Origin of the sequence: Amorphus coralli DSM 19760 (genome assembly GCF_000374525.1) — a bacterium.
Lineage (GTDB): Bacteria > Pseudomonadota > Alphaproteobacteria > Rhizobiales > Amorphaceae > Amorphus > Amorphus coralli.
In genome coordinates this window covers 506273-519717 of record NZ_KB894570.1, presented here as the reverse complement: position 1 = coordinate 519717, position 13445 = coordinate 506273, and the positions used below count along the sequence as shown (strand labels likewise).

Here is a 13445-nt window from a genome sequence, read left to right as displayed (position 1 = left end):
GGTGCGGGAATCGTCTATAGACTTCAGAATCGACCCAAGACGCGAGCGTGATTTCCTGTGAGTGACGAGCAAGTTCCGCCGCCGGGCGACGACCCGAAGGGCGTGCGCGGCATCTCCATCACCGACGAAATGGAGCGGTCCTATCTCGATTACGCCATGAGCGTGATCGTGAGCCGGGCGCTGCCGGATGTCCGTGATGGTCTGAAGCCGGTGCATCGACGCATCCTCTATACGATGCACGAGAACGGTTACGACTGGAACAAGCCGTACAAGAAGTCGTCGCGCGTGGTCGGCGACGTCATGGGTAAATACCACCCGCACGGCGACCAGGCGATCTACGATGCGCTGGTGCGCATGGCGCAGGACTTCTCCATGCGCCTGCCGCTGGTCGACGGGCAGGGCAACTTCGGTTCGGTGGACGGCGATCCGCCGGCCGCGATGCGTTACACCGAGGTGCGGCTTGAGAAGGTCGCAACGGCGCTTCTCGAAGACATCGACAAGCAGACCGTCGATTTTCAGGACAATTACGACAACTCCGAGCGCGAACCGGTCGTCCTGCCGGCGCGCTTCCCGAACCTGCTGGTCAATGGCGCCGGCGGCATTGCCGTCGGCATGGCCACCAATATTCCGCCTCACAATCTCGGCGAAGTGATCGATGCGGTCGTCGCGCTGATCGACGATCCGGCCCTGTCCGCCGAAGCGCTCTGGGACTACGTGCCCGGGCCAGACTTCCCGACCGGGGGCATCATTCTCGGCCGCTCCGGCATCCGCTCCGCGTACCTGACTGGCCGGGGCTCCGTCACCATGCGCGGCAAGGTCGCCGTGGAGACGACCGGCCGGGACCGCGAGGCGCTGATCATCACCGAGATTCCCTATCAGGTGAACAAGGCCTCGATGGTGGAGAAGATCGCCGATCTGGTCCGTGAGAAGCGCATCGAGGGCATCTCCGACCTGCGCGATGAATCCGACCGCGACGGCATGCGCGTGGTGGTCGAGCTCAAGCGCGATGCGGTTGCCGACGTGGTGCTCAACCAGCTCTACAGGTTCTCGCCGCTGCAATCGACGTTCGGCGCGAACATGGTCGCGCTCAACTACGGCAAGCCGGAGCTGATGCAGCTCCGGGACTTCCTCACCGCCTTCATCGGCTTCCGCGAAGAGGTCGTCAGCCGGCGGACGAAGTACCTGCTGTCCAAGGCGCGCGACCGAGCCCACGTCCTCGTCGGTCTCGCCATTGCTGTTGCCAACATCGACGAAGTCATCCGTCTCATCCGCAGCGCGCCCGATCCGGCCACCGCGCGGGCGGAACTGATGGCGCGCGATTGGCCGGCGCGCGACATGATCCCGCTTGTGCAGCTGATCGACGATCCGCGCCACGCGATTGCCGACGACGGAACGTGCCGGCTGTCCGAAGAGCAGGCCCGTGCGATTCTCGACCTGCGCCTGCAGCGCCTCACCGCGCTCGGACGCGACGAGATCGGTGACGAGCTCAACAAGCTGGCGGAAGAGATCAAGGACTACCTGGAGATCCTGCGCTCGCGCCTCCGCGTCCTGGAGATCATCAAGGACGAACTGACGGCCGTCCGCGAGGAATTTGCCACACCGCGCCGGACCGAGATCGTCGAGGGCGGAGCGGATCTGGAGGACGAGGACCTCATCCAGCGCGAGGATATGGTCGTCACGGTCAGCCATGCCGGGTACGTGAAGCGCGTGCCGCTGGCCACCTACCGGGCGCAGCGCCGCGGCGGCAAGGGCCGATCGGGCATGTCGACCCGCGACGAGGATTTCGTGACCCGGCTCTTCGTCGCCAACACCCATACGCCGGTCCTGTTCTTCTCCTCGCGCGGCATCGTATACAAGGAGAAGGTCTGGCGGCTGCCGCTCGCCGCGCCCCAGGCGCGCGGCAAGGCGCTCATCAACATTTTGCCGTTGGAGCAGGGCGAGGGGATCTCCTCGATCCTGCCGCTCACCGACGACGAGGAGAGCTGGGGCGAGCTGGACGTCATGTTCGCCACCAAGAAGGGCACGGTCCGCCGCAACAAGCTGTCGGACTTCGTTCAGGTGAACCGCGCCGGCAAGATCGCCATGAAGCTCGACGAGGGCGATGGCATCGTCAGCGTGCAGATCTGTTCGCCCGACGACGACGTGCTGCTGACGACGGCAACCGGCCAGGCGATCCGTTTCCCGGTGACCGATGTGCGTGTCTTCGCGGGACGCAATTCGACTGGCGTGCGAGGCATTTCGTTGCCAGCCGGTGATCGGGTCATTTCCATGTCGATCCTGGGTCACGTCGATGCGACGCCTGCGGAGCGCAGCGCGTACCTGAAGATGCGCCGCGCCATTGCCGGCGAAGGTGATGCCGGCATGGACGCCGAGCTCGAAGAGAACGGCGACGTGGAACTGGGGTCGGACCGCTACGCCGAACTTAGTGCCCGCGAGCAGGTGATCCTGGCGATCTCCGAGAACGGCTTCGGCAAGCGCACCTCCGCCTACGAGTACCGGGTCACCGGACGCGGCGGCAAAGGCATCGTCGCGATGACGGTGAACGAGCGCAACGGCCAGCTCGTCTCGACCTTCCCGGTCGAGGACGCCGATCAGATCATGCTGGTGACCAACGGTGGCCAGCTGATCCGTTGCCCGGTAGACGGAATCCGGCTCGCCGGCCGCAACACCCAGGGCGTAATCGTCTTCTCCACCGCCGCGGAGGAAAAGGTCGTGTCAGTCGAGCGGGTCAGTGACGTCGAGGACGACGATCTCGACGAACTCGAAGCAGGAGAGGGTGAGGGCGGTGCCGATCCCGATCTTGGCCCGGATCGCGACGGCGCTGGCGACGGCACGCCCGAGGCACCATCCGAGGACTAGATCTCGAGCCGGCCCAGAATTCGGCGGCCGCCACGACGACCAAGCAAGAAAAAGCCCCGCAGCGCTTGGCACTGCGGGGCTTTGCCGTGGAAGGAGGGGGGCAAACTGCCACGGCGTCTGTGAGCAGCGTTCCGGCCTGCCGACCAGCCGGATGGAAATCAGCGCTGCGCGATCTGCGTGACCTTGGTGCGCGACAGAACCGTCACGTTATTGTCGGTGTCCGTCGTCTTCTGGGTGACGAAGCGGACTTTGCGCGGGCCGGGGGTGGCGGACTGCCAGGTGATGCAGCCCGGCGAAATGTTCGGCCAGTTCTGGTCGGCGCACAGGCGCTCGGCCACGGTGGCAAACCGGTCGGTCTTGTTCGGTGCCGTTGCGACGTCGGCGGTGTTGACGCCTGCGGACACCGCAATGGCGGTGATGCCGACAATGCCAGACGCGGCAATCATTCGTGCGGAAAAGCGCTTCGCAAACATCATCCCTGGCCCCTTGTGCCGTTTGGACTGAGCAAACCGTCCCTGGTGATGATGAGATGGGGCAAATTCGGCCGCCTGCGAGTGATGCTCGTCACGGTCAAACGCTTTGTTAACGATCGTCTCGTCTTGCTCATGACTACGGTCGCGCTCGACGGTGCTGACGTTGTCTTCGGCGTGACTGGAAGTGTTGATGATCATACGCATTGTTGCCGTCCTCCTGACACAACAACGCAAGTCGAGCCTCGGCGGTTCCGGTCTGGTATAGAAAGCGTTAATCGAGCCGCGGGGTTGCGGCATTCAGCGGGCGGGGCTAGACCAACGCGCCCTGCATGATTGGCCCGGAAATCCGCGGCGCGAGGCGATTCCCAGGATCACGGCGGCGACCACATGCGAATTGCGCTTTATCCCGGATCGTTCGATCCGGTGACCAACGGGCACCTCGACGTGCTTTCCCACGCGCTCGGGATCGCCGATCGGGTGGTGGTGGCCATCGGCGTGCATCCGGGCAAGGCCCCGATGTTCTCCTTCGAAGAGCGGGTCGAGATGCTGGCCGAAGTCGGCCGCACCCTGCTTCCGGCCAATGAGCTGGACAGGCTTCAGGTGGTGTCCTTCTCCAATCTGGTTATCGATTGCGCCGTTGATCACGGAGCGAGCCTCCTGATCCGTGGCCTCAGGGACGGCACCGACCTCGATTACGAGATGCAGATGGCAGGCATGAACCGCACGTTGCGGCCGGAGGTCCAGACCGTCTTTCTTCCCGCATCCCCCGAGGTGCGTCACATCACAGCCACGCTTGTGCGCCAGATCGCGCGGATGGGCGGGCGAACGGCGGATTTCGTGCCGGACGGCATTGCCCAGCGGCTGGCCGAAAGAACAGGCCGCGCAGACTGACGCGTCGCCCGCGGATGGCCCGAGCGGTCCTTCGGCATCGGACGGCGCACCCCGATCCACACCCGCCAGATGTCGTCCCGCGCGACGCCGCAGGCGGTCTCTCCAAGAGGTCTTCCATGATTGCACGTCTTGCTGCTGTCTTCGCCCTCGTGCTGGCTGTTGCGGCCCCCGCCGCCGCGCAGGCCCCGAGCCCCGACAACATCCTCGTGCTGGAGACCAGCAAGGGGCCCGTCGAGATCGCGCTGCGGCCGGACCTTGCTCCGAACCATGTGGAGCGGATCAAGACGCTCGCCAACGAGGGCTTCTATGACGGCGTGCCGTTCCACCGGGTGATCGACGGGTTCATGGCTCAGACCGGCGACCCGACCGGGACGGGCACGGGCGGATCCGACTACCCGGACCTGAAGGCGGAGTTCACGAACACGCCCTACGAGCGTGGCACGGTCGGCATGGCCCGCGCCCAGAGCCCGAACAGCGCGAACTCGCAGTTCTTCATCATGTTCGGCCGCACGCCGAGCCTTGACGGCCAGTACACCGTGTTCGGCCAGGTCATCGACGGCATGGATGTCGTTGATGCCATCAAGAAGGGCTCGCGCAGCGCCAACGGCCAGATGTCCAACCCCGACCAGATCACCAAGGCCTACATCAAGGCCAACCAGTAAGAGCGGGTTCTGACCCGATCCCGCACCGCGTCTCAACAGGAGAAAGAGCCGATGGCCAACGATCCAGAAAACACCCTGGTGCTGCAGACGACCAAGGGCAACGTCACCATCGAGCTGCGCCCCGACGTCGCTCCCAATCACGTCGCCCGTATCAAGGAGCTCGTTCGTGACGGCTTCTATGACGGCATCGTGTTCCACCGGGTGATCGAGGGCTTCATGGCCCAAACCGGCTGCCCGAAGGGCAACGGCACCGGCGGGTCCGGCAAGAAGCTGAAGCAGGAGTTCAACGACGCCCCGCACGAGCGCGGCACCGTTTCCATGGCGCGGACGCCGGATCCGGACTCCGCCGACAGCCAGTTCTTCATCTGCTTCGATCGCCACACCTTCCTGGACAAGCAGTACACCGTCTGGGGTCAGGTGACCGAGGGCATGGACGCCGTCGATCAGATCAAGCGTGGCGAGCCCGTCGTCGATCCCGACCGGATCGAGAAGGCCTGGATCGCCGCTGACGCGGCGTGACCGCGCCAACCCGCGAACCGGCGGGCGAGGGGGAGCTTGATGGCTTCCCCTCCACCCCCGGAGGCGCGCTTTCCGACTACGACTTCGAGCTTCCCGGAGATCGGATCGCGCTCAGGCCCGCGCGACCGCGCGACAGCGCGCGCCTCCTGGCCGTCACGCCTGGCGCGTCGCCGGAACTGGCCGACCGCACCGTCTCCGACCTGCCGGAGCTCCTGGCTCCCGGCGACGTCCTCGTCTTCAACGATACCCGTGTCATTCCCGCTCAGCTCTTCGGCGTTCGCGTTCGCGGCGATGCCGTCGCACGCATTTCGGCGACGCTGCACAAGGATCTCGGTGACGGCGCCTGGAAGGCGTTCGTGCGGCCGGCGAAGCGGCTGGCCGTCGGCGAAACGATCCGGTTTGCATCCGGTCCCGATGCAGAGCCGGTCGAGGGTGGCCTCTTGGCTCGCGTGACAGCCCTTGAGGGTGGCGAGGCCACACTCTGCTTCGATCCCGGCGCGGCCAGCTTCGAAGAAGCGATGCTGGCCGTCGGACACGTGCCGCTGCCGCCTTACATCGCCCGCCGCCGGCCCGAAGACGCCGCCGACCGCGAAGACTATCAAACCGTCTACGCCCGCCTTCCGGGCTCCGTCGCCGCTCCCACCGCAGGGCTGCACTTCACGCCCGATCTCCTGCGCCGCCTCGGCGAGCGGGGCATCGGCACGGAGTTCGTGACGCTGCATGTCGGGGCGGGCACCTTTCTGCCTGTGAAGGCGGAAGACCTCAACGCCCACGAGATGCATGCGGAGTTCGGCACCGTGAGCACCGAGACAGCGGAGCGGTTGAACGCTGCGCGCGCCGCTGGCGGCCGCATTGTCTGCGTGGGAACAACCAGCCTCAGGCTGCTGGAATCAGCCACCGACGAGAATGGGACTGTCGGGGCGTTCGCCGACGAGACGGCGATCTTCATCCGGCCGGGCTACCGGTTCCGCGCCGTCGACGTGTTGATGACCAACTTCCACCTGCCGAAATCGACGCTGTTCATGCTGGTGTCCGCCTTTTCCGGCCTGGAGACCATGCAGGCGGCCTACGCCCACGCCGTGGAGACGGGATACCGGTTTTATTCCTACGGCGATTCCAGCCTTCTCTTTCCGAAAGCGAACCGGTGACCGAGCGCTTCGACTTTTCCCTCCTGGCGACCGACGGACGGGCGCGGCGCGGCCGGCTCAAGACGGCGCATGGCCTCGTCGAAACGCCGGCATTCATGCCCGTGGGGACCCAGGCGACCGTCAAGACGATGCTGCCGGAGCACGTGCGCGAGACCGGCGCTGACGTCGTCCTGGGCAACGTCTATCACCTGATGCTGCGCCCCGGCGCGGGACGGGTGGCACGGCTCGGCGGGCTGCACCGTTTCATGAACTGGCCGCACACGATTCTCACCGACTCCGGAGGCTTCCAGGTGATGTCGCTGGCGGCGCTGAGAAAGCTCGATGCCGACGGCGTGACCTTTAAGAGCCACATCGACGGGTCCATGCACCGGCTCACGCCGGAGCGCTCCGTCGAGATCCAGGGGCTGCTCGGTTCCGACATCCAGATGCAGCTCGACGAATGCGTGCGGCTGCCGGCCACCCGCGAGGAAATCGAGCGCGGCATGCGGCTCAGCCTCGACTGGGCGGCGCGTTCGCGGGAGGAGTTCGAGCGCCTTGGCGGTCCCGGCAAGGGTCAGGCGCTGTTCGGCATCGTCCAGGGGGGCGATGACCACGGCCTGCGCGAGCAGTCTGCGGCGGGCCTGTCCGCCCTGCCTTTCGAGGGCTATTCCATCGGCGGTCTCGCCGTTGGCGAGCCGCAGGAGATCATGTTCGCTGTCACCGAGGCGACCACCGCCGTTCTGCCGGTCGATAAACCGCGTTACCTGATGGGTGTCGGCACGCCTGACGACCTGGTCGGGTCGGTTGCCCGGGGCGTCGACATGTTCGATTGCGTCATGCCGACCAGGGCCGGACGCCATGGCGTGGCCTACACCCGTCACGGCAAGCTCAACCTGAAGAATGCCCGCCATGCCGAGGACGCGGCGCCGCTCGATCCGGAGGGGCCGACGGAAATTTCCCGCCTCTATAGCCGGGCCTACCTTCACCACCTGATCCGGGCCGGCGAGATGCTGGGTGCGATGCTGCTCACCTGGAACAACATCGCCTACTATCAGGACCTCATGCGCCGGCTCCGCAGCGCGATCGAGGACGGCCGCTTCGAGGACGAGGCGGCTCAAATCCGCGAAGGCTGGGCGCGCGGCGACCAGACCCGCACCTGAGGCGCAGCCCGCTCTGACGCAAGGGGTGACGCCAGGGCCTGCCGACACCATGTTGGCGGAGGGCGACAGGACGGGGCGATTGCGATGCAAGATGGTCTGGTTTCCGGAGCGGACGGATCTGAAGCGGTGGATCTAGCCGCAATCCAGGACCTCAGCGACTGGATCATCGACGAAGGCCTGCTGCGGGACGATCTCGACCGGCTGATTCAGGGTTTTTGCGAAGGTGTCGCCGCGCTCGACATCCCCTTGGTCAGGATGCACGTCTCCATCGCGGCGCTGCATCCCACCGTAAAGGGCTACGGGGGATACTGGTGGCGCAACCGCGGTTTCGTGGCCGAGGAGTACGAGCGCTCCAGCATGCCCCGCATTGGCTGGCAGGCAAGCCCGCTGCGCGTGATGCTCGAAGAGGGCGTGATGGCCATGCGCTATCGGCTCGACACGAATGAAACGCTGTCGTTTCCGGTGCTCGAAGAATTTCGCGAAGGGGGCGGCACGGACTGGGTCGGACGCCTGGTGCGGTTCGGCGAGGAGGGCGTGGATACCGGACTGCCCGGCATGCTCCTGTCCTGGCTGTCCGATCGGCCGGGCGGCTTCAGCGATAGCGATATCGAGACGCTCGACCGGCTGGTGCCGCGGCTGGGACTCGCCTGCTACCGGATCGCGCTGAAACGGGCCGCGCAGGATCTGCTCGACGCCTATGTCGGCACGGATGCCGGTCACCGCGTCCTCTCCGGGCAGATCGAGCGGGGCGCTGCAAGCCGGCTCTATTCCGTCATCATGGTCGCCGACCTGCGTGGCTTCACCCATTTCGCCGACGAGACCGACGGCGAGGACGTTCTTCAGTCGCTGAACGAGACGCTGGGCGATCTCGCCGACATTGTCGATGCCCACAAGGGCGATGTGCTGAAGTTTCTCGGCGACGGGTTCCTCGCCATCTTCAGCCTGGAGGGGCGCGACGCGGCGGCAGTCTGCGCAGAAGCTCTGACCGCGGCGGAAGAGATGCGTACGGCGAACGATCGGCTGAATGAAAGGCGTGCCGCGTCGGGCAGGGCGCCGCTCGTTGTCGATGTAGCGCTGCACCTGGGCGAGGTCATGTACGGCAATGTCGGGTCCAATCGCCGGCTCGACTTCACCGTCATCGGACCGGCGGTCAATGAGGCCGCCCGTATCGAGGCGCTCTGTCAGCCGCTCGGCGAGCAGATACTCGTTTCGGAAAGCTTTGCCGCGGCCTTCGGCGGCGGCCTGCGGTCGGTGGGTACGCACGAGCTGCGTGGCGTCGCGCGGACCCAGGAGCTGTTCACCCGCTAGGAGCGGTCTGGCTCAGAGACCTAGAAGCCGCTTCAGTTCGGCATGGAACGGCGCGGCGAGGTCGTCGCGATCGAGCGCATAGGCGACGTTTGCCGCGAGGAAGCCGACCTTGGAGCCGCAGTCGTAGGTGTGGCCCTTGAAGCGCAGGCCGTGGAAGACCTGGCTGTCCATCATGGCCAGCATCGCGTCGGTGATCTGGATCTCGCCGCCCGCACCCTTCTCGGTCTTTTCCAGGAGGTCGAAGATCTCCGGCTGCAGGATGTAGCGGCCGGTAATGATGAGGTTCGACGGGGCCGTGCCCTTCGGCGGCTTTTCGACCATGCCGGTGACCTTGAACACGTCTCCCTCGCCGTCGATCTCGACGACCCCGTACTGGTGGGTCTGATCTTCCGGCACCTCTTCCACGGCGATGACGTTGCCGCCGCCATTGTCGGTGTAGACGTCGATCATCTGGGCGAGACAGCCCGGATCGGAGTGGACCAGCACGTCGGGCAGGAGCAGGGCGAAGGGCTCATTCCCCACCAGTTCACGCGCACACCAGACGGCGTGGCCAAGGCCGAGCGGTTCCTGCTGGCGGGTGAAGGAGACGGCGCCGGCACCGGGTTGGGCGCTGTGGACCTCTTCGAGACGGTCCAGCTTGTCGCGCTCGCGCAGGGTCGCCTCGAGCTCGTAGGCGATGTCGAAATGGTCCTCGATGACCGCTTTTCCACGGCCGGTGACGAAGATGAACTTCTCAACGCCGGCGGCCTTCGCCTCGTCGTAGACGTATTGGATCAGCGGCCGGTCCACCACGGTAAGCATTTCCTTGGGCATTGCCTTCGTTGCCGGCAGAAAGCGGGTGCCGAGGCCGGCGACGGGAAATACGGCTGTGCGGATCGGAGCAGGGGCCATTTTCGTCTCTCGCTGTTTATCGGTCGAAGCACCGTGACGGGTGCAGACTAGGAATGCGACCGGGCGCCTTTCGTTCGAGATTGTTAGCAAAACCGCGCGCAACCGACCATGGTCATTGCGCTTGCGCAAAGGCGCCGGCACCGAGAAACGCGCGGTCGAACCTCGTGTCGCGGGCCGGTTCGCGACATGAGCTATTCGCGCAAGGTCGCGCCAAGCTGCACACGAAGGGTTCAAGCCGCCGAAAGGTTGGGCTATGGACGGGACCGAAGCCGCCTTTGCCCGAGCGGGCAGGACGGCGCCCCAGTCCTTCGTCCTTTTTCTCGGAGATCCCCATGACCGCGATCATCGACATCATCGGCCGCGAGATCCTCGACAGTCGCGGCAATCCGACCGTCGAAGTCGATGTCCACCTCGAAGACGGCTCGCTTGGCCGCGCGGCCGTTCCCTCCGGCGCTTCCACCGGGGCGCACGAGGCCGTTGAACTGCGTGACGGCGGCGAGCGCTACATGGGCAAGGGCGTCCAGGATGCCGTCGCCTCCGTGAACGGCGAAATCTTTGATGCCATCGGCGGTCTGGACGCCGAGGACCAGGTTCATATCGACGAGATGCTGATTGCGCTCGACGGTACCGACAACAAGGGCCGCCTCGGCGCCAACGCGATCCTCGGCGTCTCGCTCGCCGTGGCGAAGGCCGCCGCGGAAGCCTCCGAACTCCCGCTCTACCGTTATGTCGGCGGGGTGTCGGCTCGCGAGTTGCCGGTTCCGATGATGAACATCATGAACGGCGGTGCCCACGCCGACAATCCGATCGACTTCCAGGAATTCATGATCATGCCGGTCGGCGCGCCGACCTTCTCCGAGGCGATGCGCGCGGGTGCGGAGATCTTCCACACTCTGAAGGGCCAGTTGAAGAAGGCGGGCCACTCCACGAATGTCGGTGATGAGGGTGGCTTCGCGCCGAACCTGCCGTCGGCGAAGGCCGCGCTCGACTTCATCATGTCAGCCATCGAAAGCGCCGGCTACAAGCCGGGAGAGGACATCTGCCTGGCTCTCGACTGCGCCTCGACCGAGTTCTTCAAGGACGGAAAGTACGCGCTCGACGGCGAGGGTCGGGCACTCGACGGTGCCGGCCTCGCCGACTACCTCGGCGAGCTGGTCGATGCCTATCCGATCGTGTCCATCGAGGACGGAATGGCCGAAGACGACTGGGAGGGCTGGGCGGCCCTCACCAAGCGCGTTGGCGACCGCTGCCAGCTGGTGGGCGACGACCTGTTCGTCACCAACACCGAGCGCCTCGCCAGTGGCATCGAGCAGGGAATCGCCAACGCGATTCTCATCAAGGTGAATCAGATCGGCACGCTCACCGAGACGCTGGATGCCGTTTCGATGGCCCACAAGGCCGCCTATGCGGCTGTGATGTCTCATCGGTCCGGTGAGACCGAGGACGCCACGATCGCCCATCTCGCCGTCGCGACGAACTGCGGTCAGATCAAGACCGGTTCCCTGGCGCGCTCCGACCGGCTGGCCAAGTACAACGAGCTGCTGCGCATCGAGGAAGAGCTCGGCCCGCAGGCCTTCTATCCGGGTCGGGCCGCCATCAAGGCCGGCTGACCACTTTCCTTTGACCGACACTTGCCCTGGCGGGTTTTGCCGCCGGGGCAACCGCTCGTTAAGGCGGGGCTGGCATAAGAGGCGCGGGTGTATCAGTTCCAGCGTTTCGAGTACCGGCCCCCATGGCGACCCGCCACCGTCGAACCACCTTCCTGTCCCGGCTGCCCGCTCCCGTCCTGATGATCGCGATGATCGTCTATTTCGGATGGCACGGCGTGCATGGCGACTACGGCATCCGCGCCCGTCTCGCGTTCGAGACCGAGATCGCCCGGCTGGTTGCCGACCGTGACGCCATCGTCGAGCGCCGCAAGGATCTCGAGGCCCGCGTGAAGCTGCTGCAGTCGGCTGCGATCGATGCCGACATGCTCGACGAGCGTGCCCGCGCCAAGCTCAATCTCGCCCGGCCGGAAGAGGTCGTGATCTACACGAGTCCGGGCCTTGCCGGGGACGCGCGCGTCTCGCAGCTGCCGGCAACGTTGTCGGACGCCGGCCGCGTCGCACTGCGCTGATCGAGGCTGTCCACAGCCATTGCGTCCCGCCAGGGACAGGGCTGCCATCCCGAAACCGGCCTCGCCACCGCGTCGACTTGCTGTCTAAGGTGGTGGCCGTGTCCGTGCCAAGTCCTTGATGCGACTTGGAAAGGGCGCTCAGTGCATGCTGCACTGCAATATCGACCACTTCCCGTCGGTGTGGTCTTTCACCCAAGCCGACCCTTCGCTAATGTCCGTCCGACCTGCCGCGAACGAACGCCGGAGAGAGCCCTGATGGCCGAGAAGAAACCGACCACGAGCCGCAAGCGATCCTCGGGAACGAGCCGGTCGTCCGGAACGAGCAGGACTTCGGGCCCGTCGCGTAGCAGCCGCTCGACGAAGTCCGCCGATGCCAAGTCCGGAGAGAAGACCAGCACCGCCAAGTCGATGACCGGCGAGACCGTGCATTTCACCAGGGACGAGGATGTCTACGCCTACCGTGAAATGCTGCTCGTGCGCCGCTTCGAGGAGAAGGCCGGCCAGCTTTACGGGATGGGCCTGATTGGCGGCTTCTGCCACCTCTACATCGGCCAGGAGGCCGTGGTGGTGGGCATGCAGATGGCGCTGAAGGAAGGCGACCAGATCATCACCGGCTACCGCGACCATGGCCACATGATCGCCTGCGGGATGGAATCGAAAGGTGTGATGGCCGAGCTGACCGGCCGCCGCTCTGGCTATTCCAAGGGCAAGGGCGGTTCGATGCACATGTTCTCCGTCGACAAGAATTTCTACGGCGGACACGGGATCGTCGGGGCGCAGGTGCCGCTGGGCACCGGGCTCGCCTTCGCCAACAAGTACCGCGAGAACGGCTCCGTCTCGATCACCTATTTCGGCGACGGTGCGGCCAACCAGGGCCAGGTCTACGAGAGCTTCAACATGGCGAAGCTCTGGAGCCTGCCGGTGGTCTACGTCATCGAGAACAACAAGTACGGCATGGGCACCTCCGTCGAGCGGGCCTCCTCAACCACCAATCTGTCGCATCGAGGCGCGTCCTTCGAGATCCCGGGCGAGCAGGTCGACGGCATGGAGGTCCATGCGGTCCGCGCCGCCGGCGAGCGCGCGATCGCCCACGCCCGTGAGGGCAAGGGCCCCTACATCCTCGAAATGCTGACCTATCGATACCGCGGCCATTCGATGTCGGATCCGGCAAAGTACCGGACCCGCGACGAAGTCAACAAGATGCGCACCGAGCGCGACCCGATCGAGCACCTCCGCTCGCGCCTTATCGAGGAGCACAAGATGTCGGAGGACGAGGTCAAGAAGATCGACAAGGAAGTCCGCGACATCATCAACGAGGCGGCCGAGTTCGCCCAGTCCGACCCGGAGCCGGATCCGTCCGAGCTCTGGACCGACGTGGTGCGATGACGCCGCAGCGTTCGCGCGCTGGCGCGTCGCCCTGCATGACACAGAACACG

General features: G+C 65.5%; 12 protein-coding genes. 10 read left to right on the top strand and 2 right to left on the bottom strand.

Annotated elements, in window-relative coordinates:
* The first annotated feature begins 129 nt into the window (after positions 1-129).
* Entirely contained in the window at positions 130-2859 is a 2730-nt protein-coding gene (gyrA, locus tag C507_RS0102335; RefSeq protein WP_245559642.1) for a DNA gyrase subunit A, read from the top strand.
* A gap of 158 nt (positions 2860-3017) precedes the next feature.
* On the opposite strand, the gene C507_RS22965 is transcribed toward gyrA, so the two are convergent.
* Positions 3018-3536, bottom strand: coding sequence for a hypothetical protein (locus C507_RS22965; protein ID WP_156829124.1), 519 nt, complete (start codon positions 3534-3536; stop codon positions 3018-3020).
* 183 nt (positions 3537-3719) lie between these two features.
* On the opposite strand from C507_RS22965, the gene coaD reads away from it, so the two are divergent.
* From coaD to C507_RS0102300, 6 genes are all read left to right on the top strand, one after another.
* A complete protein-coding gene (gene coaD, locus C507_RS0102325) occupies positions 3720-4223 on the top strand; it encodes a pantetheine-phosphate adenylyltransferase (RefSeq protein WP_018698043.1) in 504 nt (167 codons plus the stop codon).
* 116 nt (positions 4224-4339) lie between these two features.
* Positions 4340-4885, top strand: coding sequence for a peptidylprolyl isomerase (locus tag C507_RS0102320; protein ID WP_018698042.1), 546 nt, complete (start codon positions 4340-4342; stop codon positions 4883-4885).
* Positions 4886-4936: 51 nt separating this feature from the next.
* The gene (locus C507_RS0102315) at positions 4937-5404 is read left to right on the top strand and encodes a peptidylprolyl isomerase (protein WP_018698041.1); all 468 of its coding nucleotides are present in this window, start codon (positions 4937-4939) and stop codon (positions 5402-5404) included.
* Entirely contained in the window at positions 5401-6552 is a 1152-nt protein-coding gene (gene queA, locus C507_RS23405; RefSeq protein ID WP_018698040.1) for a tRNA preQ1(34) S-adenosylmethionine ribosyltransferase-isomerase QueA, read from the top strand. The genes C507_RS0102315 and queA overlap by 4 nt, the downstream gene beginning before the upstream one ends.
* Entirely contained in the window at positions 6549-7691 is a 1143-nt protein-coding gene (gene tgt / locus C507_RS0102305) for a tRNA guanosine(34) transglycosylase Tgt (RefSeq protein WP_018698039.1), read from the top strand. The genes queA and tgt overlap by 4 nt, the downstream gene beginning before the upstream one ends.
* Before the next feature lie 126 nt (positions 7692-7817).
* On the top strand, positions 7818-8999 hold the full coding sequence (locus C507_RS0102300; protein ID WP_018698038.1) for an adenylate/guanylate cyclase domain-containing protein: 1182 nt from the start codon (positions 7818-7820) through the stop codon (positions 8997-8999).
* Between the two features lie 12 nt (positions 9000-9011).
* Here C507_RS0102300 and galU read toward each other — a convergent pair whose 3' ends face one another.
* On the bottom strand, positions 9012-9890 hold the full coding sequence (gene galU / locus C507_RS0102295) for a UTP--glucose-1-phosphate uridylyltransferase GalU (RefSeq protein ID WP_018698037.1): 879 nt from the start codon (positions 9888-9890) through the stop codon (positions 9012-9014).
* A 332-nt stretch (positions 9891-10222) separates the two neighbouring features.
* Here galU and eno point away from each other — a divergent pair, with 332 nt between their 5' ends.
* The 3 genes from eno to pdhA all read left to right on the top strand — a co-directional run bounded on the left by eno (position 10223) and on the right by pdhA (position 13395).
* Complete coding sequence (eno, locus tag C507_RS0102290) at positions 10223-11500, top strand: phosphopyruvate hydratase (protein WP_018698036.1); 1278 nt, start codon at positions 10223-10225, stop codon at positions 11498-11500.
* Positions 11501-11622: 122 nt separating this feature from the next.
* A complete protein-coding gene (locus C507_RS20155; RefSeq protein WP_018698035.1) occupies positions 11623-12009 on the top strand; it encodes an FtsB family cell division protein in 387 nt (128 codons plus the stop codon).
* Positions 12010-12417: 408 nt separating this feature from the next.
* Entirely contained in the window at positions 12418-13395 is a 978-nt protein-coding gene (gene pdhA / locus C507_RS0102275; RefSeq protein ID WP_018698033.1) for a pyruvate dehydrogenase (acetyl-transferring) E1 component subunit alpha, read from the top strand.
* Positions 13396-13445 lie beyond the last annotated feature (50 nt).

What these genes read in the sequence shown, in the direction of transcription:
- C507_RS0102320 (WP_018698042.1), top strand. Translation starts at nt 4,340, where the DNA reads ATGATTGCACGTCTTGCTGCTGTCTTCGCCCTCGTGCTGGCTGTTGCG.
- gyrA (WP_245559642.1), top strand. Translation starts at nt 130, where the DNA reads ATGGAGCGGTCCTATCTCGATTACGCCATGAGCGTGATCGTGAGCCGG.
- galU (WP_018698037.1), bottom strand. Translation starts at nt 9,890, where the DNA reads ATGGCCCCTGCTCCGATCCGCACAGCCGTATTTCCCGTCGCCGGCCTC.
- C507_RS22965 (WP_156829124.1), bottom strand. Translation starts at nt 3,536, where the DNA reads ATGCGTATGATCATCAACACTTCCAGTCACGCCGAAGACAACGTCAGC.
- C507_RS0102315 (WP_018698041.1), top strand. Translation starts at nt 4,937, where the DNA reads ATGGCCAACGATCCAGAAAACACCCTGGTGCTGCAGACGACCAAGGGC.
- coaD (WP_018698043.1), top strand. Translation starts at nt 3,720, where the DNA reads ATGCGAATTGCGCTTTATCCCGGATCGTTCGATCCGGTGACCAACGGG.
- pdhA (WP_018698033.1), top strand. Translation starts at nt 12,418, where the DNA reads ATGACCGGCGAGACCGTGCATTTCACCAGGGACGAGGATGTCTACGCC.
- C507_RS20155 (WP_018698035.1), top strand. Translation starts at nt 11,623, where the DNA reads ATGGCGACCCGCCACCGTCGAACCACCTTCCTGTCCCGGCTGCCCGCT.
- eno (WP_018698036.1), top strand. Translation starts at nt 10,223, where the DNA reads ATGACCGCGATCATCGACATCATCGGCCGCGAGATCCTCGACAGTCGC.